Here is a 23354-nt window from a genome sequence, read left to right on the forward strand (position 1 = left end):
CCATACCGCCGTACCAGACAAGAACACCATGAACCAAACACTGCTCATCGAACTGCTGACCGAAGAACTGCCGCCGAAAGCGCTGGCCAAACTGGGCGCCGCCTTCACCGCCGGCATCGTCAACGGCCTGAAATCGCGCGACTTCCTGGAAGCCGACAGCGTCGCCACCAGCTACGCCTCGCCGCGCCGCCTGGCCGTCTCCATCACCAATGTGCGGGAAGTCTCGCCCGACAAATCGATCCGCGAAAAAGTCCTGCCCGTCTCCGTGGCGCTGGACGCCAACGGCAACGGCACGCCGCCGCTGGCCAAGAAACTGGCCGCGCTGGGCTTCCCCGAGCTGACGGTGGCCGACCTGGAACGCGCCGCCGACGGCAAGGCGGAAAGCTTCTTCTACACCTACACGGCGCCGGGCAGCCAGCTTGCCACGGGCGCGCAAGCGGCCCTGGCCGAATCGGCCGCCAAGCTGCCAATTCCAAAGCTGATGAGCTATCAGCGCCCGGACGGCACCACCGTGCAATTCGTGCGCCCGGCGCACAGCCTGATCGCCCTGCACGGCATCAACATCCTGCCATTGACCCTGCTGGGCTTGACGGCCGGCCGCACCACCCTGGGCCACCGCTTCCTCACCGACGGCACGCCGATCACCATCGCGCACGCGGAAAACTATGCGCCCTCGCTGATCCTCAACGCCAGCGTCATCGCCAGCAACGAGGAACGCAAGGAGCGCATCCGCGCCCAGCTGCTGGACAAGGCCGGCGCCGACCAGGTGCTGATGCCCGAAGCGCTGCTCGATGAAGTCACCGCCCTGGTCGAATGGCCGGTCGTGTATGAGTGCCACTTCGAGGAAGAATTCCTGGCCGTGCCGCAGGAATGCCTGATCCTCACCATGCAGACGAACCAGAAATACTTCGCCTTGACGGACAGCGAAGGCAAGCTGCGCTCGCGCTTCCTGATCGTCTCGAACATCGAGACGGACACGCCCGAGCACATCATCGGCGGCAACGAGCGCGTCGTGCGCCCGCGCCTGTCCGACGCCAAGTTCTTCTTCGAACAAGACAAGAAGAAGACCCTGGCATCGCGCCTGCCGCTGCTGGCCAACGTGGTCTACCACAACAAGCTGGGCACGCAAGCTGCACGCACAGAGCGCGTCAAGTCGCTGGCCGGCGCCATCGCCGCCAAGCTGCAATATGACGTCGCCCTGGCCGAACGGGGCGCCCTGCTGGCCAAGGCCGATCTGCTGACCGACATGGTGGGCGAATTCCCCGAACTGCAAGGCATCATGGGCACGTATTACGCGCGCCATGACGGCGAGCCGGAAGAAGTGGCGCTGGCCGCCTCCGAGCACTACCAGCCGCGCTTTGCCGGCGACAGCCTGCCGTCCACCGCCACCGGCACCGCCGTGGCCCTGGCCGACAAGCTCGAAACCCTGGTCGGCATCTGGGCAATCGGCCTGGCGCCGACGGGCGACAAGGACCCGTTCGCGCTGCGCCGCCACGCCCTGGGCGTGCTGCGCATGCTGCTGGAAAAACGCCTGCCCCTGTCGATCCAGGGCTTGCTGGCGGACGCCGCCGCGCAGTTCGCGTCGGTGTCCGGCTTCAAGGACCCGGTCGCGGATGTGACCACCTTCATGCTCGACCGCCTGCGCGGCATCCTGCGCGAGCGCGGTTTCTCGCCGAATGAAATCGAAGCCGTCGTGGCGCAAAATCCCGACCGCCTGGACGACATCGTGCAGCGCCTGGAAGCCGTGCAGGCGTTTGCCGCCCTGCCGGAAAGCGCCTCGCTGGCAGCGGCCAACAAGCGCATCACGAACATCCTGAAAAAGAACGAGGAAGCCGTGAGCCAGGTCGCTGCCGGCGGCGTCAACGTGGCGCTGCTGCAGGACGAGGCGGAGAAAAAACTGGCCGCCGCCGTCTCACGCGTGCAGCCGGAAGTCGACGCGGCCTTTGCCAAGGGCGATTTCACCAGCACCCTGCAAACCCTGGCGCAGCTGCGCGACGACGTCGACGGCTTCTTCAACGACGTGATGGTGATGGCCGAGGATGTCGCCCTGCGCAACAACCGCCTGGCACTGCTGTCGTCCCTGCACGGCATGATGAACCGCGTGGCCGACATTTCCAAGCTGGCGGCATAATGGGCATTCCGGCGCTGAAACTGATTATTCTCGACCGCGACGGCGTCATTAATCATGACTCGCCGGACTTCATCAAGTCGCCGGCCGAATGGCTGCCGATCCCCGGCTCGCTCGAAGCGATCGCCCGCCTGAACCAGGCCGGCTATCGCGTCGTCATCGCCTCGAACCAGTCGGGCATCGCGCGCGAGTATTTCGACATGACGGTCTTGAACGCGATCCACCAGAAGATGCACACCCTGGCGCAGCAGGTAGGCGCCGACATCGATGCCATCTTCTTTTGCCCGCACGCGGGCGCGGACAATTGCGACTGCCGCAAGCCGAAACCGGGCATGTTCCACGAAATTTCGCAGCGCTACAACACCAGCCTGAAGGGCGTGCCCACGGTCGGCGATTCGCTGCGCGACCTGCAGGCAGGCTTCATCAGCGGCTGCGTGCCCTACCTGGTCCTGACGGGCAAGGGCGAAAAGACCAATGAGACGGGTGGCCTGCCGCCCGGCACCCAGGTCTTCCCCGACCTGGCCGCCGTGGTCAGCCACCTGCTCAAGGCGCCCGCGGCAGCGGCGCCCACCGTGGCATTCAGTATCTAATTTTCGGAGAACCGCATTGCGTAATATTTCCCTGTTCCTGCGATCCCTGCTGTTCATGATCATCATGGTCGTGGCCACCATCGTCTGGGCCTGCGTGTGCTTTTTTGCCGCGCCATTGAGCTACAACAAGCGCTATTGGGTCACTTCGCGCTGGAACGTGTTTATCCTGTGGTGTGCCAAGGTCATTTGCGGCATCCGCTATGAAGTCAAGGGCGCCGAGAACTTCCCCGATGCGCCGGCCATCGTGCTGTCGAAGCACCAGTCGGCATGGGAAACCATCTTCCTGCTGCCCAGCCTGCCCCGTCCGCTGGTGTACGTGTTCAAGAAGGAGATCCTGTACATTCCGTTCTTCGGCTGGGCCATGGCGCTGCTGCGCATGATCCCCATCGACCGCAAGCAGGGCAAGCATGCGTTCAAGAGCGTGGTGGCGCATGGCAAGCGCCGCCTGGCCGACGGCCAATGGATTATCATGTTCCCTGAAGGCACGCGCATTCCGGTCGGCCAGGCGGGCAAGTACAAGAGCGGCGGCACGCGCCTGGCCATCGCCACGGGCGCCGTGGTGGTGCCGATTGCGCATAATTCAGGCGAATGCTGGCCCAAGCAGTCATTCCTCAAACGCCCGGGACTGATCACCGTCTCGATCGGCAAACCGATTTCGCCGGAAGGGCAAACCCCGGACAGCATGATGCAACAGGTGGAAAATTGGATAGAATCAGAAATGCGCGTCATTTCGCCTCACGCCTACAACGCTGGCTAGACGGCATCAGCGCGGTCATCCAGGAGCCGACCCTGCGCCAGCAGATGAAGACCATCAAGGTCGGCGACCAGCAACTGGATTTGTTCGCGCATGACGTCTCGACCAGCACTCCCCCGGCGGTGCGCCCCACGGCACCGCCAGCGCCGCCCGTGGAGGCGAAGCCTGTAATACCTTTGGCGCCACCGCCGGCGCCCGTCATTCCTCCCGCACGTCCCGTTCTTCCCTCCCCGCCACGCACGGCCGATGGCCCGCCCCTGCGCCAGCTGCAGCTGGGCAGCCATCTCGTCGAATTCGCCCTGCGCCGCTCCACGCGCCGTTCCATCGGCTTCATGATCGACGATAACGGCTTGCGCGTCACGGCGCCCAAGCGCGTTACCCTGGCCGAAATCGACAACGCCATCCGCGCCAAGCAAGGCTGGATCGTCTCGAAGCTGCTGGAACGCGGCGAGCGCAAGGTGCAGCGCCAGCAGCGCCCACCCGTGGCGTGGGTCGAAGGCGCCGTGCTGCCGTATCTTGGCGGCGAGATTACCCTGCGGCTGCACCAGGCACCGCGCCACCGCGCCAGCTTCCAGCGCGAGACGAATGAATTGCACGTGTGGGTCACGCCGGCGGGTACGGAACAGCAGTTGAAGGAAAAAGTGAAAGCCTGGTTCCAGCACGAGGCGCGCCAGCTGTTCGAGGCGCGGCTGGATCTGTACGCGGACAGGCTGGGCGTGCGCTACGACTCCCTGTCGCTGTCGTCGGCCGGTACGCGCTGGGGCAGCTGCACCATCGAGCGCAAGATCCGCCTGAACTGGCGCCTGATCCACTTTTCGCTGCCGCTGATCGACTACGTGGTGGCGCACGAACTGTCGCACCTGCTGGAAATGAACCACAGCCCCCGTTTCTGGGCCACCGTGGAATCGATCTATCCCGATTACGATGGCGCCAAGCAGGCGCTGCGAAAACGCTCGCAGGAATTGCCTGTCTTGTTCAATTAAGCTGACAGCAAAGGGTGAATGGCCGTAATCGTGCGCGGCGTCGCACCCCGGTGCTGGTTGGCGAACGCAAGCGCCTGCGCTCCCATGAAAGACAAGCGCGCCGGGTCCTGCAGCAAGGCTGACGCCTGCGCCATCAGCGTGTCGGCGTCCGCCACCAGCGCGGCGCCGCCGGCGGCAATCGCCTGCTCGGTCACCAGCGCAAAGTTGAAGGTGTGGGGACCGATCAGCACGGGCTTGCCCAGTGCGGCCGGCTCGATCAGGTTCTGTCCACCCAGTGGCAGCAGGCTGCCGCCGACGAAGGCGCAATCGCAGGCCGCGTAATATGCAAACATCTCGCCCATCGAGTCGCCCAGCAGCACCTCGGTGCCCGCCGCCACGGCATCGTCCTGCGCCAGGCCGGACCTGCGCTGCACGGCCAGGCCGCGCGACAAGATCAGTTTTTCCACCTCGTCGAAGCGCTGCGGATGGCGCGGCACGATCAGCAGCAGCGCATCAGCGGGCAAGCTGGCGCGGGTATAGGCATCGAGGATCAGCTGCTCTTCCCCTTCGCGCGTGCTCGCGCATAGCAGCACGGGACGCTGGCCGATGGCCGCGCGCAGCGCCGCCCCCGTCGCCAGGGCCGCCTCGGGCACGACGACGTCGAACTTGATGCTGCCCGTGACGACCACGTCCCGCACGCCCAGCTGGCGCACGCGCTCGGCGTCGTCCTGCGTCTGCGCCGCCACCAGGGTGATGCCGCGCGCCGCATCGGCAATGAGCTTGCCCAGGCGCTGCGCCTTGCCCAGCGAACGCTGCGACAGGCGCGCATTGGCCAGCACCACGGGCACTTTGTAGCGATTGCATTGGTGGATCAAATTCGGCCATACCTCCGTCTCCATCAGGATGCAGATGCGCGGGGCGAAATGGCGGATGAAACTGGCCGGCATGGCGCCCGTGTCGTAGGGCAGATAGCTTTGCACCAGGCGCGCGCCGTGCCTGGCGAACAGGGACTTGCCCGTGGCGCGTCCCGTGGGCGTCATGTGCGTGAGGACGATGCGGCAGTCAGGCCATTGCGCCAGCAGCGCATCGATCAGCGGCTCGGCCGCGCGCGTCTCGCCGACGGAAACGGCGTGCAGCCAGATCGTGGGGGGAGCAGGATGGGCCTGGCGCCCGTAATAGCCCAGGCGTTCGCCCCAATGCTGGCGGTAGCCGGGTTCCTGGCGTCCGCGCAGCCACAGCCGCGCCAGCACCAGGGGCAAGGCCAGCCACCAGGCGAGGGTATAAAAAAGTCGCATGATTATTTATATTGAAGTCAGGCTGGAGGATACTCTGCCAGCAGGCGACGTGCCGCAGCCAGCACTTCCGGCACGCCCGGCGGCGCCCCTTTGTCGCCCAGGTTGATGATTTTCGGCGACCAGTTGCCTTCCGTTTTCCACAGCGGCGAATCGGCATAGATTTCCACCGTCGGCCGCAGGAAAGCGGCGGCGATATGCGTCAGGCCCGTATCGACGCCGACCACCAGTGCCGCATGGCGCGCCAGCAGGGTAGCGTCGCTCATCGACAGCTTCGGCAGCAGGCGCGCGTTCGGCAAGCCGGCCGCCAATTGTTCGGCTTCCGCCTTTTCCTTGGGTGAGCCCCAGGGCAGCAGGATGGGCATGGGCGCCAGTGCCTGGCCCAGCGCGATCCAGTGCTGCGGCGCCCATTTCTTGGCATCGCGCGCGGTGCCGTGGAAATACACGCAATAGGGCACGTCGCCCATCCAGTCAGGACGCGGTTCGCTGCGCGACACTTCCGGCAAGCCGAAATCGGCCGGCGTGTCGACCGCGTAGCCCAGTGCCGCGGCGGCCACCAGGCGGCCGCGCGCTACCGCATGCGTGCGCGGGTCGAGGGGAATGCTTTTGGTGTGGAACAGGCGCGAAATGCCTTCGTAGCCGGAGCCTTCGCTGCCATTGGCCAGGCCGACCTTCTGCCCTCCCGGCGCCAGGCGCGCGGCGCCCATGATGATGCCCGTCTTGAGCAGGCCCTGGGTGTCGAACACGTAATCGTAGCGCGTCTGGCGCAGGCTGTGGAAGAAGGCGGCGATTTCCGCGCGCGTCTCCTTCTTGCCCAGGCTCTTGCGCCAGCGCCGCAGCGCAAACGGGAAGATGATATTCACGCGCGGGTTCAGACGCACCAGGCTGGTATAGCCTTCCTCGACCACCCAGTCGATGGTCGCATCCGGGTAATGGCGCGCGATGTCCGCCACCATGGGCAGGTTATGCAGCACGTCGCCCAGCGACGATACCCGCACCAGCAGGATTTTCAAGGGCGCCTGTGCGCCTGGTTGAACGGCCATGCTGTCAGAACGGCAAAATAGCGTCTGGCTTGGCAGCCAGGATCACGCTCTTGAACTGCCCCTGGATGCGCGCCAGGGCTTCCGGCGTTTCAGCCTCGAAGCGCATGACGATCACCGGCGTGGTATTCGACGAGCGTGCCAGGCCAAAGCCGTCCGCATACTCCACGCGCAGGCCGTCGATAGTGATGATCTGTTCATTGCCCGGGAAAACGGCATCGCGGCGCAGCATGTCCATCAGCGCGACGTTCTCTCCTTCCTTCAGCTCCAGCTGCAGTTCCGGCGTGCTGTCGGACTGCGGCAGTGAATTCAACAGGGCAGAAGGATCGGCTGCACGCGTAAGGATTTCCAGCAGGCGCGCGGCCGCATACAGGCCGTCGTCGAAACCGTACCAGCGGTCCTTGAAGAAGATATGGCCGCTCATTTCGCCGCCCAACGGCGCTCCTGTCTCGCGCAGCTTGGCCTTCACCAGCGAGTGGCCCGTCTTGTACATCAGCGGCACGCCGCCATGCTTGCTGATCCACGGCGCCAGGTGGCGCGTGCATTTCACGTCATACAGGATCTGCGCGCCCGGATGGCGGGTCAGCACGTCGGCGGCAAACAGCATCATCTGGCGGTCAGGGTAGATGATCTGGCCATCCTTGGTGACCACGCCCAGGCGGTCGCCGTCGCCGTCGAAGGCGATGCCGATTTCGGCATCCGTCTCGGCCAGGCAGCGGATCAGGTCCTGCAGGTTTTCCGGATGCGCGGGATCGGGGTGGTGGTTGGGGAAGTTGCCATCGACGTCGCAGAACAATTCAATCACTTCGCAGCCCATGCCGCGGAACAGGTCGCCCGCAAACGCGCCCGCGACGCCATTGCCGCAGTCGACGGCGATCTTGATCGGGCGCGCCAGCTTCACGTCGCCCAGGATGCGCTCCAGGTAGGCGGCGCGGATGTCGTGGGTGCTGTAGCTGCCCGGGCTGGCAACGTCCTTGGCGCTGTCGCTGTCGTCGTGCGCGACGATGCTGTGGTACAGGGCCTGGATCGCTTCGCCGTGGATCGCCTCGCCGGCCAGCACCATCTTGAAACCATTGTAGTCGGGCGGATTATGGCTGCCCGTGACCATGATGCCGGAGCGTGTATCGAGCACGTTGGTGCCGAAGTAGACCATCGGCGTCGCCACGACGCCCAGGTCGATCACGTCGACGCCTGCGGCCTGCAAGCCCTGCGCCAGCGCCGACGCCAGTTCAGGCCCTGACAGGCGGCCATCGCGGCCGATCACGACCCTCTGTTCCCCCTTGGCCAGGGCGGCCCGGCCAAATGCCGATCCGATCTTGCGGGCCACGCTGACATCGAGGGTGGTAGCGACGATGCCGCGGATATCGTAGGCCTTGAAGATCGTTTTTGACAATGGAAGCATGGTTTGGACGGTATGGAATAAGGACAGAACAGGAGCATTACAGGCGAAAAGCTTGTCACTGCGCCAAAAGTATACCGAATTATACGCGCAGCAGATCGATCGACTTGCCCGATTCCACCCAGTTCCTGACCCACAGCGGCTGGCGGCCACGGCCCGTCCACTGCTCGGCAGCGTTATCGGGATTACGATAACGTACGGCAACTTTTCCCGTGCGCGGATGCAAGCCATCGAGTATCAACTGCTTCAGGGGAATGCCGGCTTGCTGCGCAATGGCCATGATTTGTTCGCGCGCCTTGCTCAGATCCTGGCGCTCGCGACTGCCTATTTCTTGCTCAATCTTGTCTTGCAGATTGCGTAGCTCAACCATTGTCATTGTCGATAAATTCATGCTTCGCCTTCGAGAAAATAAGTATGTTTTACTGTAACCCGTGACTATACACCATCAAACTCATTTCTTTTTTTTCATAATGAGCCAGCGCGGAGATTTAAATCGGATAATTCTGAAATATAACCAAATATAGGTTGCCATGAATAACAACGAACATAAGATCAATAGCCAACTATGGCGCCAGAACAGGGTTGCCGGAATCACCGCCGTCAGCGAAAACAACCATAAATAGGGAGAAGTCATGGAATTGCGGCGTATCAATGCGCGAGCCTCCTTGCGCCCCACGGTCCACTGCACGATGCGACGAAAAATCAGGCTATGCAAATGAATACCATCGGGCATCACAGGCGACTTCCCTTGAATAAAAGTACGCCGATAGGCGGAAAAAATCGTTTCAAATGCAGGATAGATGAGCAGCAATATCGCATACCAGGTCGATACCTGGGGATTGCGCATTACCAGCAGCAGGGCCAGTTCGCCCAGCATGAAGCCGATAAAATAGGCGCCGCCGTCGCCGAGAAAAATCAGGCCGACTGGATAATTCCAGATCAGGAAACCTGTAATCGCCCCGGCTACCAGCAACGTCGCCACCAGAATGAAGGCATCATTGACTTGCAGGGCAACATAGGCGAGCGACAACAGCATACAAATGGACACCACGCTGGCCAGGCCATTGAACCCATCGATAATATTGATGGCATTGGCGATGCCCGCCACGGCCAGCACGGTGATCGGCAGGCTGAGCCAAATGAAGGGAATCGCCCAACTGGAAAAGATCCAGTCAATACGGTCGATACGCGCATCGATCAGGAAATAGGCGAGCAGCGCCCCCGCCATGGTCATCAGCAGACGCCCCAGGGGACTGACCTTGCCGGTAAAATCTTCCGCAATGCCGCCAATAAAGGCGATGCCGGAACACAGCAGCAAGGACAACATCCAGTACGTCATGAGCGGCAAACGCCAAATCGAGACCCATGCGCTCAATACTACCGCGAGGAAAATCGACAGACCGCCGATGCGCGCCACCGAGTGCGAATGGACTTTTTGCACGCCATGGAAATCCGAATCGAGCGCCGAACTATGCAATCTGACCTGTTTTATAATCAACAGCGTCAATAACGCGGATACGACAAAGCTCACGATAAAGGAAAACATTTTTTATTATCAATAATAAGTCGGACTCACCACAAAAAACCATCGTCAAGGTAAAACACGGGTGGAAATTCATACCGCGGCAGTGAAAGCATTGTACCAAAATACCAATAAATCCCCGTGTTTTAAAATACCAATAGATACGAGCCTTCAATGCCGCCAGTCAAACAGGCAGGCAGCATGGTCAGCGCACGCCGTTCTGCCGAGAAAAAACCATACAATAACCGTGATCTTGGACAAATCTCACTTTGTCGCAGCGACCGTAAGGATAGTAGCAAGTCCTGCCACGATTGCTCACGGCTTTTACCATTTGACACATCGTCCTTAGCAAAATGGATCACATGACAAGCCTGCGCTGCCCATTGCGCAGGACTTGCCCCCGCAGCCTTGCGACATGATTACCGATGCCGGCATCGCTGGCGCCATGCACCGCACCCGTGGTATACCTGTGTTATTGAAAAACAATTCTGCTCTATGAAAACCTACTTTATCGGCGATCTGCAAGGCTGCCATGCACAAACCGTCGAATTGATCGAGCAAATCCAGGCGGCGGCAAACGGGCCGTACCGGCTGCTGTTCGCAGGCGACCTGATCAACCGTGGCCCGGCCTCGCTGGCCACCTTGCGCCACGTCTACGCGCTGGCGCAGCAAGGCTTGGCCGACAGCGTCCTGGGCAACCACGACTTGCACTTGCTGGCCGTGGCCAACGGCATCCGCCCCGAGCATGCCTCCGATACCCTGGCCGAGATTCTCGATGCGCCCGACCGTGAGGAGTTGATCGCCTGGCTGCGCCACCGTCCGCTCGCCATGGCGCAGCAGGGCCACGTGCTCGTGCATGCGGGCTTGCTGCCCCAGTGGAGCGCGCAACAGGCGCTGGCCTTGAGCGACGAGGTGGCGGCCATGCTGCGCAGCGACGACTGGGTGGCATTCCTGCGCACGATGTATGGCAATGAGCCGGCTGCCTGGCGCGACGACCTGCAGGGCGCCGACCGGCTGCGCTGCATCATCAACGCCATGACGCGGCTGCGCTTCTGCACACCGGAGGGCGTGATGGACTTCAAGATGAAGGAAAGCGGCAGCCCGCCGCCAGGATCCGGCCTGCTGCCATGGTTCGACGTGCCAGGCCGGCAAAGCGCCGGCGACACCGTCGTCTTCGGCCACTGGTCGGCGCTGGGACTCACGTTGCGGCCGCACCTGATCGGCCTCGACAGCGGCTGCGTCTGGGGCGGCCAGCTATCGGCCGTGTGCCTGGAAGACCGCTCGCTGCTGCAAGTGAGCTGTCCCACATTCCAGCAGCACAGCGGCAAGCAGTAAGCTGCATCAGCTGCATATGCTTAGTCGAAATCCGTCGTTGGCCCCGGCGCGCGCGGCCCGTATGATGCAGCTTTTGCCTCTTCAATCCCATGCATCCTGACACCGACAGACTGGCGCGCTGGCTGCTCGGCAGCCTGCAGCTCGACACCGCCGTGCTGCACGTGGGTCAGTACTGCGGCCGTTGGCGCGCCTCCACGGCGGGCCGGGAACTGGGCAGCTTTCACCTCGTGCTCGATGGCCACTGCTATTTGCACCTCGATGGCGCGGCACCGATCGCCCTCGGCCCGCGCGATGGCGTCTTCCTGCTGCGCGACCTGCCGCATTTCCTCAGCCCCCACAGCGATCCCCTGCAGGCGGTGAATGCGCAAGCCATGCTGCCGCTGCAGGTGGCCACGGACAGCCCGGCGACGGCGCTGGCCTGCGGCTTTTTTCAGTTTCGCGGCGCCCTTTCCGCGCTGATCGTCGATTCGTTTCCACCCTATTTGCTGATACGCGGCGACGCGCCCGCCTTCGGCGCGGCCACGGCACTGTTCGACCTGATCTTGCTGGAGGCGGGCGGCGACCCGGAACAGCCCTCGCCCCTGATCGCGCGCCTCGTCGAACTGCTGTTCTTTTACCTGATCCGCCATGTGGCGCAGGGCGAGCAGGTGGCGGCCGGCCTGCTGTCGCTGCTGCACCAGCCCGCGTTTTCGCCGCTGCTCGAACGCATGCTCGACGCGCCCGCAGACGACTGGTCGATCGAGAACATGGCCAAGGCCGCGTGCATGTCGCGCGCCAGCTTCTGCAAGCATTTCGCCAGCGCCAGCGGCCACTCGCCGGCCCAGTTCCTGCTCCTGCTGCGCATGAAGATCGCCGCGCGGCGCCTGCACGATGGCGTCTCCGTCGAACGCGCGGCCGAACTGGTGGGTTACCGCTCGCACGCGGCCTTTACGCGCGCCTTCAAGCGCGTCACGGGCGAGCAACCGGGCGCGTACCGGCGCGACCAGCGCCTGCGCCAGCTGGCCAGCTGAAGTCAAGAATCACACAATCGCAGACGAACGAGCACAAAAGGGCGACGCTCACGTCTGTTGTATGCACGATATGGCCGATATAATGCATGAGTGACTTACTAACTTAGCAAGGTACCCCATGTCCCGTCTGACTCTGCATACTCTCGATACCGCGCCGGCCGACAGCCGCCCCTTCGTGGAAAAGGCCATCGCCAACAATGGCTACCTGCCCAACCTGATCGGCGTGCTGGCCAACGCGCCGCTGGCCCTGGAAACCTACCTGACCGTATCCGGCATCAATGCACGCGCCAGCCTGAGCCTGATGGAACGCGAAGTGGTGCAGATCACGGCCGCGCGCATCCACGGCTGCGATTTCTGCATCGCCGGACACAGCGCCATCTCGCTGAAAAAAGCGGGCCAGGCGCCGGAGACGGTGCGCGCCCTGCAGCATGGCCAGCACACGGGCGACGCCAAACTGGATGCCGTCGCCGCCTTCGCCACGGCCGTCATCGCCACGCGCGGCGCCGTCACGGACGCCGACTATCAAGCTTTCCTGGCCGCCGGCTACAACGAACAGCAGGCGCTGGAAGTCGTGCTGGGCATCAGCCTGGCCACCCTGTGCAATTTCTCCAACAGCCTGGCCGGCACGCCCGTCAACCCGCAATTGACGCCCTACCTGCCCGGCGCCGTCTGACATGGGCCACCTCAATCACTGGCTGCACATGCATGCCGACCAGCTGGACCAATCGTCGCAGCTGGCTGAAACCGTCCTGCCGGCCCTCGCTGGCGACCACCTGCTGCGCATCGGCGTGCCGCAGGAACACGGCGGCGCGGGCGGCGACGTGCGCGACGCCATCCATGCCATCGCCAAGGTCGCCGAAGAATCCGTGACGGCCGCCTTTGTCTTCTGGGGCCAGCGCTGCTTCATCGAATTCATGCTGCAAAGCGGGAACCGCGCCCTGGCCGAGCGCCGCTTGCCCGGCCTGCTGGCCGGCACGCAGGCGGGCGCCAGCGGCCTGTCGAACGCCATGAAATTCTTGTCCGGCATCGAGCAGCTGCAAATCACGGGCACGCGCCATGCCGACGGCTTGCTCGTCGACGGCGGCCTGGCCTGGGTGACGAACTTGCGCAAGGCGGGCTTTGTCGCGGCGGCCGCAGTGGCGCCGGACGACGGTACGCCGCCCGTCATCGTGGCCTTCGACAGCAGCGCCGCTGGCGTACAGCGCAGCGATGACCTGGACCTGATCGCCCTGCGCGGCAGCAATACGGCGTCCGTCAAGCTGGCGCAGGTGCACATCCCCGCCGCGGACATCATCAGCGACAACGCGCCGGCCTGGCTGCCGCAGGTGCGCCCATCGTTCCTCGGCATGCAGTGCGGCCTGTCGATCGGCCTGGCGCGCGCCAGCCTGGCGCAGGCGGCGCAGATTTCCGCCGGTTCGCGCAACGCCCTCACGCCGCGCATCGAGGCGCTGCAAGCGACCCTGGAAGCGGCTGTCGCGACCCTGCTGGACGGCGTGCACAATGGCCGCTTCAAGACGCAGGCGCCGGCCATGTTCCGCCTGCGCATACAACTGGCCGACGTGCTGCAGCAAGCGCTGATGCTGGAGCTGCAAGCCATGGGCGGACGCGCCTACCTGAACGCGGAGCAGCAGGGCTTTGCCCGCCGCTGGCGCGAATCGTCGTTCATTCCCATCGTCACCCCCAGCCTGACGCAGTTGCAATCGGCCTTGCAGCTGTTCGACAGCCAGCAGGCGGCCAAGGCGGCGGGAGCGCCGGCATGACGGTAGCCGCAGAACCGCAACAATGGGCCTTGCAGGCGGAGGACCTGAGCTTTTCCTATCCGGGCGCCGCGCCCGTCTTCCAGCGCGTCGCGCTGGGCGTGCGCAAGCGCGAAATCGTCTGCCTGCTGGGCGGCAGCGGCTGCGGCAAGTCGAGCCTGCTGCGCGTCCTGGCCGGCCTGCAGCCGCCATCCACGGGCGCCATTCAATTCCTCGATGCGCCCATGCGCGAGCCGGACCCGCGCAGCGCCCTCGTGTTCCAGCAGGCGAGCCTTTTGCCCTGGCTGAACGTCACGGGCAATGCCGGCTTCGGCCTGGACTTCCAGCACCAGCCCAAGCTGACGCGCGAAGCGCACCAGGCGCGCGTGGCGCAAGCCATCGACGCGGTGGGATTGAAGGGCCGCGAAAAGCTGTACCCATCCGCGCTGTCGGGCGGCATGGCCCAGCGCGTGGCGCTGGCCCGCGCGCTCGCGCGCGAGCCGGAACTGCTGTTCGCCGACGAGCCGTTTTCCGCCCTCGACGCCATCACCCGCGCCGAGATGCAGTCGCTGCTGGTGGACGTGGTGCACCGCTGGCACACGGCCGTGCTGCTCGTCACGCACGATATCGATGAAGCCATCCTCGTGGCCGACCGCATCTTGCTCATGGGCGGCAAGCCGGGCAACATCGTGCGCGAGTGGCCCGTCGCCATCGCCCAGCCCCGCATCGGCCACAGCGCCGACGTCATCGCCCTGAAGATGGACATCCTCGACGCCTTGCAAAGCATGCAAAAGCAGGATCAGCAGCCCGTCTTTGCTCCCAATTAATCGACCGGAACTTCCCCATGACATTCGAAGACCACAACAAACCCCTGCACATCTGCGCCTCGTCCGATTGCGACTGCGGCCTGACGCGGCGCGACTTCCTGCGCATGTCGGCCCTGGCCACGGCCAGCGTCGCCTCGCCCCTGCTGTTCGCCGGAGACGCCATGGCCCAGCAAGGCCCGAAAGGCGACGATCAGCCCGTCAAGATCGGCTACCTGCCCATCACCGACGCCACCCCGCTGCTGGTCGCCCACGCCCGCAAGCTGTTCGAGGCGGAAGGCTTGCAGGCGGAAACGCCGCGCCTGTTCCGCAGCTGGGCGCAGATCATCGAAGCCTTCGTCGCCGGCCAGGTCAACGTCATCCACCTGCTCTCGCCGGCCACCCTTTGGGTGCGCTACGGCGCCAAGTTCCCGGCGAAAGTCGTCGCCTGGAACCACGTCAACGGTTCCGCGCTGACGGTGGCCAACGAAATCAACAAGGTGTCCGACCTGGGCGGGCGCACGGTCGCCATTCCGTTCTGGTACTCGATCCACAACATCCTGCTGCAGCAGATCCTGTCCGCCAATGGCCTCACGCCGGTCACGCGCGCGCGCAACGCGGCCATCAAATCGAATGAAGTCAACCTGGTGGTGCTGGCGCCGGCCGAAATGGTCTCGGCCCTGGCCAGCAAGTCCATCGCCGGCTACATCGTGGCCGAGCCGTTCAATGCGGCGGCGGAAAACGCCGGCATCGGCAAGATCCTGCGCTTCTCTGGCGACGTGTGGAAAAACCATGCCTGCTGCGTCACCTTCCTGTCCGAGCGCGACATCAACACGCGGCCGGAATGGGCGCAGAAGGTCACCAACGCCATCGTCAAGGCGCAGCTGTGGACGCGCTCGAACCAGGTCGACACGGCCAAGCTGCTGTCGAACGTGGGCGAGCACCGCTACACGCCGCATCCGCTGCAGGTGCTGACCAAGGTGCTGGCCACCACCGATTACGCCAGCTATGAAAAGCAGGGCCTGATCGTGCACAAGAACTGGCAGCAGCGCCGCATCGACTTCCAGCCCTATCCGTTCGCCTCATACACGGAAGAACTGGTGCGCGCCATCGGCCGCACCAAGGTCGAAGGCGATACGCGCTTCCTGGCGAACCTCGATCCGAAGTTTGCCGCGCGCGACCTGGTCGATGACCGCTTCGTGCGCAAGGCCATCACGGCAGTCGGCGGCCCGGCCGCCTTCGGCCTGCCGGCCAACCTGCTGCGCAGCGAAACCGTGGCGGTCTGACGATGGCGAGCAAGTTGTTCACGAAGTTCGGCCTGCCCCTGGTGGGGTTGGCCTGTGCCTTGCTGTTGTGGTCCGTGGGCGTGACGGCGCTGGAGAAATCCACGCCCATCGCCACCGCCTTCGCGCCGCTGCCCACGGCGCTGGCGTTCAAGGAAATGCTCGGTGGTGCGGATATCTGGCTGCACGTGGCCTTGAGCCTGCAAAGGGTGGCCGTGGGCCTGGGGCTGGCCATCGTCATCGGCGTGCCGCTGGGCGTGCTGGTGGCCATGTCGAAGAGCTTTTCCGGCGCCGCCATGCCGCTGTTCCAGCTGCTGCGCATGATTTCGCCGCTGTCGTGGATGCCGATCGCCGTGATGGTACTCGGTGTCGGCGACGCACCCGTATACTTCCTGCTGGCGTTTGCGGCCGTCTGGCCGATCCTGCTCAATACGGCGGCCGGCGTGGCGCGGCTCGACCCGAACTGGCTGCTGCTGGCGCGCAGCCTGTCGGCCACGCGCAGCGAGATCGTCTTCAAGGTGATTTTGCCGGGCATCACGGCCGATATATTGACGGGCGTGCGCCTGGCCATCGGCATCATCTGGATCGTGCTAGTGCCGGCGGAAATGCTGGGCGTCTCGGCCGGCCTGGGCTACTTCATCCTCGATACGCGCGACCGCCTGGCGTATTCGGAACTGATGGCCGCCATCGTGCTGATCGGGATTTTAGGGTTTATCCTCGACTATCTGGCCCGCGCCGCGCATGCGCGCTGGCTGCATATGAAGAATTAAGAGCGCCTAACAGAACCGTAGCGAGCGGCAGTGAGTTGCGGCTGAGAGGCGGAGCTGTGCACATGCACAGTGAGCATCGGAGGCCGCAAATCGCGACGCGCAGTAGGTTATGTTAGGCGTTCTAAGCCGTCTTCTCCAACGGCAGCGCAGCGGCCACCGCCGCCTGCGTTGCCGCCGCCAGGTCGCGCCGATGCGCGTCCAGAGTCGCCACTGGCGCCAGGCAAGTCAAACGCGCCGTGATCGGCGGTCCGCTCAAGATCGCCACCATGCTTTGCGCAAAACTCATCTCGCCGATGAAATCGACGGCGTGATGCAGCGCCCCCTTGTCATCCACGTACACGAGCGCGAACGGCTGCACCGGCACTTGCGCATCGATGGCCGCCTCGAACAGGTTGGCGTGGAACGGCAAAATCTGTCCCTGCGCGGCGGTGGTGCCTTCGGGGAAGAACGCGATGCGCTCACCCGCCTGCAATTTATCCACCAGGCCCTGGAAAATCAGGCGCAGGTCGCGCTTGCTGCCGCGCGAAATGAAGATGGTGCCGGCGCGTCCCGCCAGCCAGCCCAGGATCGGCCAGGCGCGGATTTCCGCCTTGGCGACGAAACGGCAGGGATGGACGGCGTTGATGACGAAGATGTCGAGCCACGAAACGTGATTGGCCACTACCATTGCATGGTCGAGCGCCGGCAGGCTATCGGCCGGCTGCACCACGCGCACGCCGCAGATATCGAGCAGTTGCGTGGACCAGCGGCGGATGCGCCGGTTACGCCCCTCCAGGTCCAGCCACGGGAACAGCACGGCGCTCTTGGCCATGCCGCAGCTCAGGTGAATGGCGATGCGCGCGAGGCGGTAGGTAAGCAGAAGTTTCAAATCACACCAACAAATAAACCAGAACCGAAATCCGGGAGCAGACAAGGGATGCCGGGGCAGCGTGCCCCGGTCCGCGGATCTGATTTTTTTAACGCTGGAACGCCACCTGTCCGGCAACGATGGTCGCCTTGACGATGCCGCTCAGCTCATAGCCGAGGAAAGGCGTGTGCTTGCCCTGGCTGGCCAGCGAGGCCGACGACACGGTCCAGCGCGCGGCAGGATCGAAGACGCAGATGTCTGCCGCTTCGCCCACGGCCAGGCTGCCGGCCGGGATGCCGGCGACCCGCGCCGCGTCCGACGTGATCTTCGCCACAGCGCGCGCCAGCGGACGCGCGCCCGTTTGCGGTTGGTTCAGGGCGTAGTCGTCGGCCCATTTCAGGGCCAGCGACAGCAGCAGTTCCAGGCCCGTCGCGCCGGGCGAGGCTTCGCCGAACGGCAGCAGTTTTTCATCGTCGTCGACGGGCGTATGGTCCGAGCACATGGCGTCCACGGTGCCGTCGAGCAGGCCGGCGCGGATCGCATCGCGGTCGCGCTGGCTGCGGAACGGCGGCGTGACGCGTGCGTTCGGGTCGAAGAAGCCGATGTCGGCATCCGTCAGGTGCGCATGGTGCGCGCCCACGTCGCAGGTGACGGGCAAGCCTTCGGCCTTGGCGGCGCGGATCAGTTCCAGGCCGGCGGCCGACGAAATGCGGCACAGGTGCACGCGCGCGCGGCTGGCGCGCATCAGCTCGAAAATCGTGTGCAGCGCGATGGTTTCGGACATCACGGGCACGCCGGACAAACCCAGGCGTGACGCCAGCGGGCCGCTGTGGGCGATGCCGCCACGGCCGATGTGCGGGTCCTGCGGGCGCAGCCAGACCGTGTAGCCGAAGGTGTTCGCGTACTGCATGGCGCGCAGCAGCACGGTGGTGTCCTCGATCGGCTCTTCGGCCTGCGCAAAGCCGATGCAGCCCGCTTCCGTCAGTTCCGCCATCTCCGTCAGCGACTGGCCCTTCAAGCCCATGGTCAGTGCGCCCAGCGGATGCACATGCGCCTTGTTCTGCGTCTTGGCGCGGTATTTCAGCATCTCCACCAGGCCCGGCTCATCGAGCACGGGGTCGGTGTCCGGCGGGCAGACCAGGCTCGTGACGCCGCCCTGCAGGGCCGCCTGCAATTCCGATTCCAGGGTCGCCTTGTATTCGTAGCCCGGCTCGCGCAGGCGCGCGGACAGGTCGACCAGGCCGGGGGAAACCACCAGGCCGGCCGCGTCAAACGTGCTGTCGGCGGTGAAACCGGCGGGGGCGCTGCCCACGGCCAGCACCTTGCCGTCGGCGATGAACAGGTCTTGCAAGCCATCGATGCCGTTGGCAGGGTCGATCAGGTGGCCGTTCTTGATATGTAATGTCGTCATGCTTGCTTCTCGTCCTTGGGCCATCAGCCCTGATTACCAGCCAAAATACTCATCACCGCCATGCGCACGGCGATACCGAACGTCACCTGCGGCAGGATCACCGCCTGCGGACCGTCGGCCACGGCCGAATCGATCTCCACGCCGCGGTTCATCGGTCCAGGATGCATGACGATGGCATCCGGCTTCGCCAGCGCCAGACGCTCGGGCGTGAGGCCATAGCTCTTGAAGTATTCCTGCGCCGACGGCAGCAGCGCGCCGCTCATGCGTTCATTCTGCAGGCGCAGCATGATGATCACGTCCACGCCCTTGAGGCCTTCATCCATGTTGGTGAAGGTGCGCACGCCCATCTGTTCCAGGCCGCCCGGCAGCAGGGTGTGCGGGCCGATGGCGCGCACTTCCGGCACGCCCAGCGTCGTCAACGCGTGAATGTCGGAACGGGCCACGCGGCTGTGCAGGATGTCGCCCACGATGGCCACCGTCAGGTTGGTGAAATCCTTCTTGTAGTGGCGGATCGTGTACATGTCGAGCAAGCCCTGGGTCGGGTGCGCGTGGCGGCCGTCGCCGGCATTGACCACGTGGACATGCGGCTGCTTCGTGTCGATCAGGTGCTTGGCGATCAGGTAGGGTGCGCCCGACTGCGCATGGCGCACCACGAACATGTCGGCATGCATGGCCGACAGGTTGTCGATGGTGTCGAGCAGCGACTCGCCCTTGCTGGCCGATGACGCCTGGATGTTCAGGTTGATGACGTCGGCCGACAGCCTTTTTGACGCGATCTCGAAGGTGGTGCGGGTGCGCGTGGAGTTTTCAAAGAACAGGTTGAAAACGCTTTTGCCGCGCATCAGTGGCACCTTCTTGACGTCGCGGTCGGAGATGCCGACGAACGAAGAAGCGGTGTCGAGGATGTGGTTGACGATAGACTTCGGCAGGCCTTCGATCGTCAGCAGATGTTGCAGTTCGCCGTGTTTATTCAGTTGCGGATTAAGCATGGTGGGTATCTATGGTAAGCGTGAATTTTCCGTCGTCGGCTTGCTTCAGGACCAGGGCCTGGCCAGGCGGCACGGCAGTGAAGGCGGCCACGAAATCGGCGGCCACCGGCAGCTGGCGCTCGCCGCGGTCGACCAGGGCGGCCAGCATGATCTTCGCCGGGCGGCCATAGTCGAACAATTCGTTGATGGCCGCGCGCGTGGTACGGCCCGTGTACAGCACGTCGTCGACCAGCAGGATGGTGGCGCCGGCCACGTCGAAGCTGATTTGCGTCGGCTTGACGTCCGCGTGCAGGCCTTTTTGCGCAAAGTCGTCGCGGTAGAACGAGACGTCGAGCACGCCCAGGCGGTCGAGCAGGTTCAGGTCGCGCGCCAGGCGCTCGGCCAGCCAGGCGCCGCCCGAATGGATGCCGACGATGGCCACGTTGGAGATGCCCGCCAGGCCGCTCCGCACTTGCTGCAGCAAGTCGGCGTACAGGGCCTCGGCGTCGAGTTGGGAAGGGTTCGTAGGGTGCGGCATAGAGTTCTTAATCATTCAGGAGTGCAGTCTAAGGTCAGATTAATAATTCGCGTCGAAATACTGCTGCAGGATGATGGCGGCGGCGCGGTCGTCGATGACTTCACCGCGCTTGGCGGCGATGACGGCCGAGGAATAGCGCTCGTCGACCAGTTCCACGGGCAGGTTGAAGCGGCCGTGCACCTGGTTGGCAAAACGCCGGCAGCGCGCGCTCATCTCGTGCTCCGTGCCATCCGGGTGGCTGGGCAAGCCCACCACGATGCGGCTGGCGCCCCACTCCTTGATCAGGCTGGCGATGGCGGCGAACTTCGGCTCGTTCGCCGTGGCCGTGATCACGCTGAGCGGCTTGGCCTGGCAAATCATGGTATTGCCGATGGCCACGCCGATGCGTTTCAAGCCGAAATCGAAGGCGAGGACGGTATCGATGGCGTCACCGCTCATGCGTGGCCAGCCTCGCTTGCCAGCATCAAGGGGTCGATGCCCAGCAACTTGATGGCCGCCACGTAGCGCTGCTCGATGGGGAAATCGAACAGGATATCGGCCGAGGCGCCCACCGTCAGCCAGCCATTGCGGCCGATCTCGTCCTCCAGCTGTCCCGGGCTCCAGCCCGAGTAGCCGATGGAGACCAGCATGCGCTCGGGGCCATCGCCCTTGGCGACGGCTTCGAGCACGTCGATCGAGGTGGTAAACGCGATTTCATCGGTCACCGTCAGCGACGAGGAATAGCGCGCGCCCGGCGTATGCAGCACGAAGCCGCGGTCGTCCTGCACCGGGCCGCCGAACATGATCGGTTCATGGACGATGGGCGCGTCGCTGCCGGCGGCCAGTTTCAGGTCGATGCGCTCGAACAGCACTTCCATCGTCATGTCGGTGGGTTTGTTGATGACGACGCCCAGCACGCCGTTTTCATTGTGTTCGCATACGTAGACGACCGTGCCGCCGAAGATCGGGTCTTGCATGGCCGGCATCGCAATCAGGAAATGGTTGGCCAGATTCAGGGTGGAGGAACCAGTGGCAGCCGGCTCGCCGACGCCCTGCATCAAACGATGTCCTGGTAGAGTCTGGTCGATTTTACTCTTTTTCATACGCGATGCTCTCTCTGTGGGCTTGCTGGCAAGTCTCGCTTACCCCGCTGTCGTACGCCTGGCACAGCCCGCCGCGAATGTGGGGCGGCGTGCAGTCATGTTGCCAGACGCTATTCTTGTTATGTTATAAATTTATTTGTACATTCGCTACCAAAAGTGCATCGCGCGTATTGCGGGATATCACACAACCGCAATTACAATCGCAATGACAGCCACATTTCGGAAACAATTGTAAAATCGATTGCAAAATCGCTGTCGCACATAAAACACTGCGCACATACCCGCTAGTTTACACTGAATTGCCGCCACAGCGACGCCAATGGCATGACGCGAGCGGCCATCAGGCCCACTCGACGGCAAAAAACCGCTACTCTTTGACCCGGAACACGCGAAAATAATGACACTCAAGACTTCCCTCGTATGGTTCCGCCGCGACCTGCGCGCCTTTGACCATGCTGCATTGCACCACGCCCTGCGCCAGAGCCAGGCCGTGCATTGCGTGTTTGTGTATGACACGGCCATCCTGGCGGCACTGCCGCGCCGCGACCGGCGCGTCGACTTCATCCATGCCAGCGTGGCCGAACTGGCGGTCGAATTGCGCGCACTGGGCGGCGACCTGATCGTGCTGCACGCCGATGCGGCCGAGGCGATTCCCCGCCTGGCGGCCGAATTGCAGGCCGATGCCGTCTTCGCCAACCACGACTACGAACCGCAGGCCATCGCCCGCGACGCCACGGTGGCGACCGCACTGACGCGCGCCGCGCGCCTGTGGTTCAGCTTCAAGGACCAGGTCATCTTTGAAAAGGACGAGGTGCTGACCCTCTCGGCCAAGCCCTACACCGTCTACACGCCGTACAAGAATGCGTGGCTGAAGAAAATGCGCGCCGAACCTGGCTGCCTGGCCCCTTTCGACATCGAACCGCACGCCGCCCGCCTGGCGCCACCGCGCCACGGCGCGCCGTCCCCCTTGCCCTCGCTGGGAGAACTGGGTTTCGAACCGAGCAACCTGGCCGAACTGGCAATTCCGACTGGCATGTCGGGTGCCAGCAAGCTGTTCGAGGATTTCTTGCCCCGCGCGGCCCGCTATGACGTAGCGCGCGACTTCCCCGCGCTGAAAGGGCCGTCCTACCTGTCCATGCATCTGCGCTTCGGCACCGTCTCGCTGCGCTATCTGGTGCGCACCATCGTCGACCTGATGGACCGGGGCGGCGGCGGCGACGGCGCGCCCGTGTGGCTGGCGGAACTGATCTGGCGCGACTTCTACGCCATGATCCTGTACCAGAATCCGCACGTGGAAGGCGGCGCCTTCAAGCCCGCCTACGACGCCATCGCCTGGGAAACGGGACCCGAGGCCGACGCCGCCTTCGCCGCCTGGTGCGAGGGCCGCACCGGCTATCCGCTGGTGGACGCGGCGATGGCGCAGCTGAACCAGACAGGCTACATGCACAATCGCCTGCGCATGGTCACGGCCTGTTTCCTGATCAAGGATCTGGGCATCGACTGGCGCCGTGGCGAGGCGTATTTCGCGCTGCACCTGAACGACTTCGACCTGGCCTCGAACAATGGCGGCTGGCAGTGGGCGTCGTCCTCGGGCTGCGATGCGCAGCCCTATTTCCGCATCTTCAACCCGATTACGCAATCGGAAAAATTCGATGCGGGCGGCCGCTTCATCCGCCGCTACCTGCCGCAGCTGAAGGCGCTGGGAGACAAGGAAATCCACGCCCCATGGCTGGTGCCGCGCATGCTGCTCGAACAAAAAAACATCGTGCTCGGGCGCGACTATCCGGAGCCGCTGGTGCAGCACGACGAGGCGCGCAAGGAAACCCTGGAGCGCTATGCCGTGGTGAAGACCGTGGCGTAGGCCGCATCAGCAGGGCAAGCCCC

Annotated in this window: 23 protein-coding genes; 12 read left to right on the forward strand and 11 right to left on the reverse strand. The window is 64.1% G+C overall.

The window, feature by feature from the left end; all coding sequences use genetic code 11:
- The first annotated feature begins 28 nt into the window (after positions 1 to 28).
- From glyS to AC07VL_RS01570, 4 genes are read left to right on the forward strand one after another with little or no spacing between them, the layout of a single operon-like run.
- Positions 29 to 2131: a glycine--tRNA ligase subunit beta gene (glyS, locus tag AC07VL_RS01555; RefSeq protein ID WP_494804306.1), complete on the forward strand. Its 2103-nt coding sequence runs from the start codon at positions 29 to 31 to the stop codon at positions 2129 to 2131.
- Complete coding sequence (gmhB, locus tag AC07VL_RS01560; RefSeq protein WP_494804307.1) at positions 2131 to 2718, forward strand: D-glycero-beta-D-manno-heptose 1,7-bisphosphate 7-phosphatase; 588 nt, start codon at positions 2131 to 2133, stop codon at positions 2716 to 2718. Before glyS ends, gmhB begins: the two co-directional genes overlap by 1 nt.
- Before the next feature lie 16 nt (positions 2719 to 2734).
- The gene (locus AC07VL_RS01565; RefSeq protein WP_493044758.1) at positions 2735 to 3475 is read left to right on the forward strand and encodes a lysophospholipid acyltransferase family protein; all 741 of its coding nucleotides are present in this window, start codon (positions 2735 to 2737) and stop codon (positions 3473 to 3475) included.
- Between the two features lie 44 nt (positions 3476 to 3519).
- Entirely contained in the window at positions 3520 to 4455 is a 936-nt protein-coding gene (locus AC07VL_RS01570; RefSeq protein WP_494804450.1) for a M48 family metallopeptidase, read from the forward strand.
- Here AC07VL_RS01570 and waaA read toward each other — a convergent pair.
- The 5 genes from waaA to AC07VL_RS01595 all read right to left on the reverse strand — a co-directional run bounded on the left by waaA (position 4452) and on the right by AC07VL_RS01595 (position 9711).
- A complete protein-coding gene (gene waaA, locus AC07VL_RS01575) occupies positions 4452 to 5729 on the reverse strand; it encodes a lipid IV(A) 3-deoxy-D-manno-octulosonic acid transferase (RefSeq protein WP_494804308.1) in 1278 nt (425 codons plus the stop codon). The two genes, AC07VL_RS01570 and waaA, sit on opposite strands and share 4 nt — an antisense overlap.
- 17 nt (positions 5730 to 5746) lie before the next feature.
- A complete protein-coding gene (gene waaC, locus AC07VL_RS01580; protein ID WP_494804309.1) occupies positions 5747 to 6769 on the reverse strand; it encodes a lipopolysaccharide heptosyltransferase I in 1023 nt (340 codons plus the stop codon).
- A gap of 4 nt (positions 6770 to 6773) precedes the next feature.
- Positions 6774 to 8168 (reverse strand): phosphomannomutase/phosphoglucomutase, encoded by a 1395-nt coding sequence (locus AC07VL_RS01585; protein WP_494804310.1) that lies wholly within the window; start codon positions 8166 to 8168, stop codon positions 6774 to 6776.
- Between the two features lie 79 nt (positions 8169 to 8247).
- On the reverse strand, positions 8248 to 8556 hold the full coding sequence (locus tag AC07VL_RS01590) for an H-NS histone family protein (protein ID WP_494804311.1): 309 nt from the start codon (positions 8554 to 8556) through the stop codon (positions 8248 to 8250).
- Positions 8557 to 8616: 60 nt separating this feature from the next.
- The gene (locus tag AC07VL_RS01595; protein ID WP_494804312.1) at positions 8617 to 9711 is read right to left on the reverse strand and encodes an MraY family glycosyltransferase; all 1095 of its coding nucleotides are present in this window, start codon (positions 9709 to 9711) and stop codon (positions 8617 to 8619) included.
- A 471-nt stretch (positions 9712 to 10182) separates the two neighbouring features.
- On the opposite strand from AC07VL_RS01595, the gene AC07VL_RS01600 reads away from it, so the two are divergent.
- From AC07VL_RS01600 to AC07VL_RS01630, 7 genes are all read left to right on the forward strand, one after another.
- A complete protein-coding gene (locus AC07VL_RS01600) occupies positions 10183 to 11022 on the forward strand; it encodes a symmetrical bis(5'-nucleosyl)-tetraphosphatase (protein WP_494804313.1) in 840 nt (279 codons plus the stop codon).
- A gap of 89 nt (positions 11023 to 11111) precedes the next feature.
- The gene (locus tag AC07VL_RS01605) at positions 11112 to 12032 is read left to right on the forward strand and encodes an AraC family transcriptional regulator (RefSeq protein ID WP_494804314.1); all 921 of its coding nucleotides are present in this window, start codon (positions 11112 to 11114) and stop codon (positions 12030 to 12032) included.
- 118 nt (positions 12033 to 12150) lie between these two features.
- A complete protein-coding gene (locus tag AC07VL_RS01610) occupies positions 12151 to 12705 on the forward strand; it encodes a carboxymuconolactone decarboxylase family protein (RefSeq protein WP_494804315.1) in 555 nt (184 codons plus the stop codon).
- A 1-nt stretch (position 12706) separates the two neighbouring features.
- A complete protein-coding gene (locus tag AC07VL_RS01615) occupies positions 12707 to 13792 on the forward strand; it encodes an acyl-CoA dehydrogenase family protein (RefSeq protein ID WP_494804316.1) in 1086 nt (361 codons plus the stop codon).
- Positions 13789 to 14595, forward strand: coding sequence for an ABC transporter ATP-binding protein (locus tag AC07VL_RS01620; protein ID WP_494804317.1), 807 nt, complete (start codon positions 13789 to 13791; stop codon positions 14593 to 14595). The genes AC07VL_RS01615 and AC07VL_RS01620 overlap by 4 nt, the downstream gene beginning before the upstream one ends.
- A 17-nt stretch (positions 14596 to 14612) precedes the next feature.
- Positions 14613 to 15857 (forward strand): ABC transporter substrate-binding protein, encoded by a 1245-nt coding sequence (locus AC07VL_RS01625; protein WP_494804318.1) that lies wholly within the window; start codon positions 14613 to 14615, stop codon positions 15855 to 15857.
- Positions 15858 to 15859: 2 nt separating this feature from the next.
- Positions 15860 to 16624: an ABC transporter permease gene (locus AC07VL_RS01630; protein WP_494804319.1), complete on the forward strand. Its 765-nt coding sequence runs from the start codon at positions 15860 to 15862 to the stop codon at positions 16622 to 16624.
- Positions 16625 to 16745: 121 nt separating this feature from the next.
- On the opposite strand, the gene AC07VL_RS01635 is transcribed toward AC07VL_RS01630, so the two are convergent.
- From AC07VL_RS01635 to AC07VL_RS01660, 6 genes are all read right to left on the reverse strand, one after another.
- Positions 16746 to 17492 (reverse strand): lysophospholipid acyltransferase family protein, encoded by a 747-nt coding sequence (locus AC07VL_RS01635; RefSeq protein WP_494804320.1) that lies wholly within the window; start codon positions 17490 to 17492, stop codon positions 16746 to 16748.
- An 88-nt stretch (positions 17493 to 17580) separates the two neighbouring features.
- Positions 17581 to 18882 (reverse strand): dihydroorotase, encoded by a 1302-nt coding sequence (locus AC07VL_RS01640; protein WP_494804321.1) that lies wholly within the window; start codon positions 18880 to 18882, stop codon positions 17581 to 17583.
- 23 nt (positions 18883 to 18905) lie between these two features.
- A complete protein-coding gene (locus tag AC07VL_RS01645; protein ID WP_034746695.1) occupies positions 18906 to 19871 on the reverse strand; it encodes an aspartate carbamoyltransferase catalytic subunit in 966 nt (321 codons plus the stop codon).
- Positions 19864 to 20388 carry a bifunctional pyr operon transcriptional regulator/uracil phosphoribosyltransferase PyrR gene (pyrR, locus tag AC07VL_RS01650; protein WP_494804322.1) on the reverse strand — a complete coding sequence of 175 codons (525 nt, stop codon included), beginning with the start codon at positions 20386 to 20388 and terminating at the stop codon, positions 19864 to 19866. Before pyrR ends, AC07VL_RS01645 begins: the two co-directional genes overlap by 8 nt.
- A 39-nt stretch (positions 20389 to 20427) precedes the next feature.
- Entirely contained in the window at positions 20428 to 20826 is a 399-nt protein-coding gene (gene ruvX / locus AC07VL_RS01655; RefSeq protein WP_290600956.1) for a Holliday junction resolvase RuvX, read from the reverse strand.
- A complete protein-coding gene (locus AC07VL_RS01660) occupies positions 20823 to 21425 on the reverse strand; it encodes a YqgE/AlgH family protein (protein WP_290601051.1) in 603 nt (200 codons plus the stop codon). Before AC07VL_RS01660 ends, ruvX begins: the two co-directional genes overlap by 4 nt.
- 442 nt (positions 21426 to 21867) lie before the next feature.
- Between AC07VL_RS01660 and AC07VL_RS01665 the strand changes: the two genes are divergently transcribed.
- Complete coding sequence (locus AC07VL_RS01665; RefSeq protein ID WP_494804323.1) at positions 21868 to 23331, forward strand: cryptochrome/photolyase family protein; 1464 nt, start codon at positions 21868 to 21870, stop codon at positions 23329 to 23331.
- The last annotated feature ends 23 nt before the right edge of the window (positions 23332 to 23354 follow it).

This window comes from Janthinobacterium sp. GW821-FHT03C08 (assembly GCF_059420905.1).

What these genes read in the sequence shown, in the direction of transcription:
- ruvX (WP_290600956.1), bottom strand. Translation starts at nt 20,826, where the DNA reads ATGAGCGGTGACGCCATCGATACCGTCCTCGCCTTCGATTTCGGCTTG.
- pyrR (WP_494804322.1), bottom strand. Translation starts at nt 20,388, where the DNA reads ATGCCGCACCCTACGAACCCTTCCCAACTCGACGCCGAGGCCCTGTAC.
- glyS (WP_494804306.1), top strand. Translation starts at nt 29, where the DNA reads ATGAACCAAACACTGCTCATCGAACTGCTGACCGAAGAACTGCCGCCG.
- AC07VL_RS01610 (WP_494804315.1), top strand. Translation starts at nt 12,151, where the DNA reads ATGTCCCGTCTGACTCTGCATACTCTCGATACCGCGCCGGCCGACAGC.
- AC07VL_RS01595 (WP_494804312.1), bottom strand. Translation starts at nt 9,711, where the DNA reads ATGTTTTCCTTTATCGTGAGCTTTGTCGTATCCGCGTTATTGACGCTG.
- AC07VL_RS01660 (WP_290601051.1), bottom strand. Translation starts at nt 21,425, where the DNA reads ATGCAGGGCGTCGGCGAGCCGGCTGCCACTGGTTCCTCCACCCTGAAT.
- AC07VL_RS01590 (WP_494804311.1), bottom strand. Translation starts at nt 8,556, where the DNA reads ATGAATTTATCGACAATGACAATGGTTGAGCTACGCAATCTGCAAGAC.
- AC07VL_RS01630 (WP_494804319.1), top strand. Translation starts at nt 15,860, where the DNA reads ATGGCGAGCAAGTTGTTCACGAAGTTCGGCCTGCCCCTGGTGGGGTTG.
- AC07VL_RS01645 (WP_034746695.1), bottom strand. Translation starts at nt 19,871, where the DNA reads ATGCTTAATCCGCAACTGAATAAACACGGCGAACTGCAACATCTGCTG.
- AC07VL_RS01570 (WP_494804450.1), top strand. Translation starts at nt 3,520, where the DNA reads ATGAAGACCATCAAGGTCGGCGACCAGCAACTGGATTTGTTCGCGCAT.
- AC07VL_RS01640 (WP_494804321.1), bottom strand. Translation starts at nt 18,882, where the DNA reads ATGACGACATTACATATCAAGAACGGCCACCTGATCGACCCTGCCAAC.
- AC07VL_RS01615 (WP_494804316.1), top strand. Translation starts at nt 12,707, where the DNA reads ATGGGCCACCTCAATCACTGGCTGCACATGCATGCCGACCAGCTGGAC.
- waaC (WP_494804309.1), bottom strand. Translation starts at nt 6,769, where the DNA reads ATGGCCGTTCAACCAGGCGCACAGGCGCCCTTGAAAATCCTGCTGGTG.
- gmhB (WP_494804307.1), top strand. Translation starts at nt 2,131, where the DNA reads ATGGGCATTCCGGCGCTGAAACTGATTATTCTCGACCGCGACGGCGTC.
- AC07VL_RS01605 (WP_494804314.1), top strand. Translation starts at nt 11,112, where the DNA reads ATGCATCCTGACACCGACAGACTGGCGCGCTGGCTGCTCGGCAGCCTG.
- AC07VL_RS01665 (WP_494804323.1), top strand. Translation starts at nt 21,868, where the DNA reads ATGACACTCAAGACTTCCCTCGTATGGTTCCGCCGCGACCTGCGCGCC.
- AC07VL_RS01600 (WP_494804313.1), top strand. Translation starts at nt 10,183, where the DNA reads ATGAAAACCTACTTTATCGGCGATCTGCAAGGCTGCCATGCACAAACC.
- AC07VL_RS01585 (WP_494804310.1), bottom strand. Translation starts at nt 8,168, where the DNA reads ATGCTTCCATTGTCAAAAACGATCTTCAAGGCCTACGATATCCGCGGC.
- AC07VL_RS01625 (WP_494804318.1), top strand. Translation starts at nt 14,613, where the DNA reads ATGACATTCGAAGACCACAACAAACCCCTGCACATCTGCGCCTCGTCC.
- waaA (WP_494804308.1), bottom strand. Translation starts at nt 5,729, where the DNA reads ATGCGACTTTTTTATACCCTCGCCTGGTGGCTGGCCTTGCCCCTGGTG.
- AC07VL_RS01620 (WP_494804317.1), top strand. Translation starts at nt 13,789, where the DNA reads ATGACGGTAGCCGCAGAACCGCAACAATGGGCCTTGCAGGCGGAGGAC.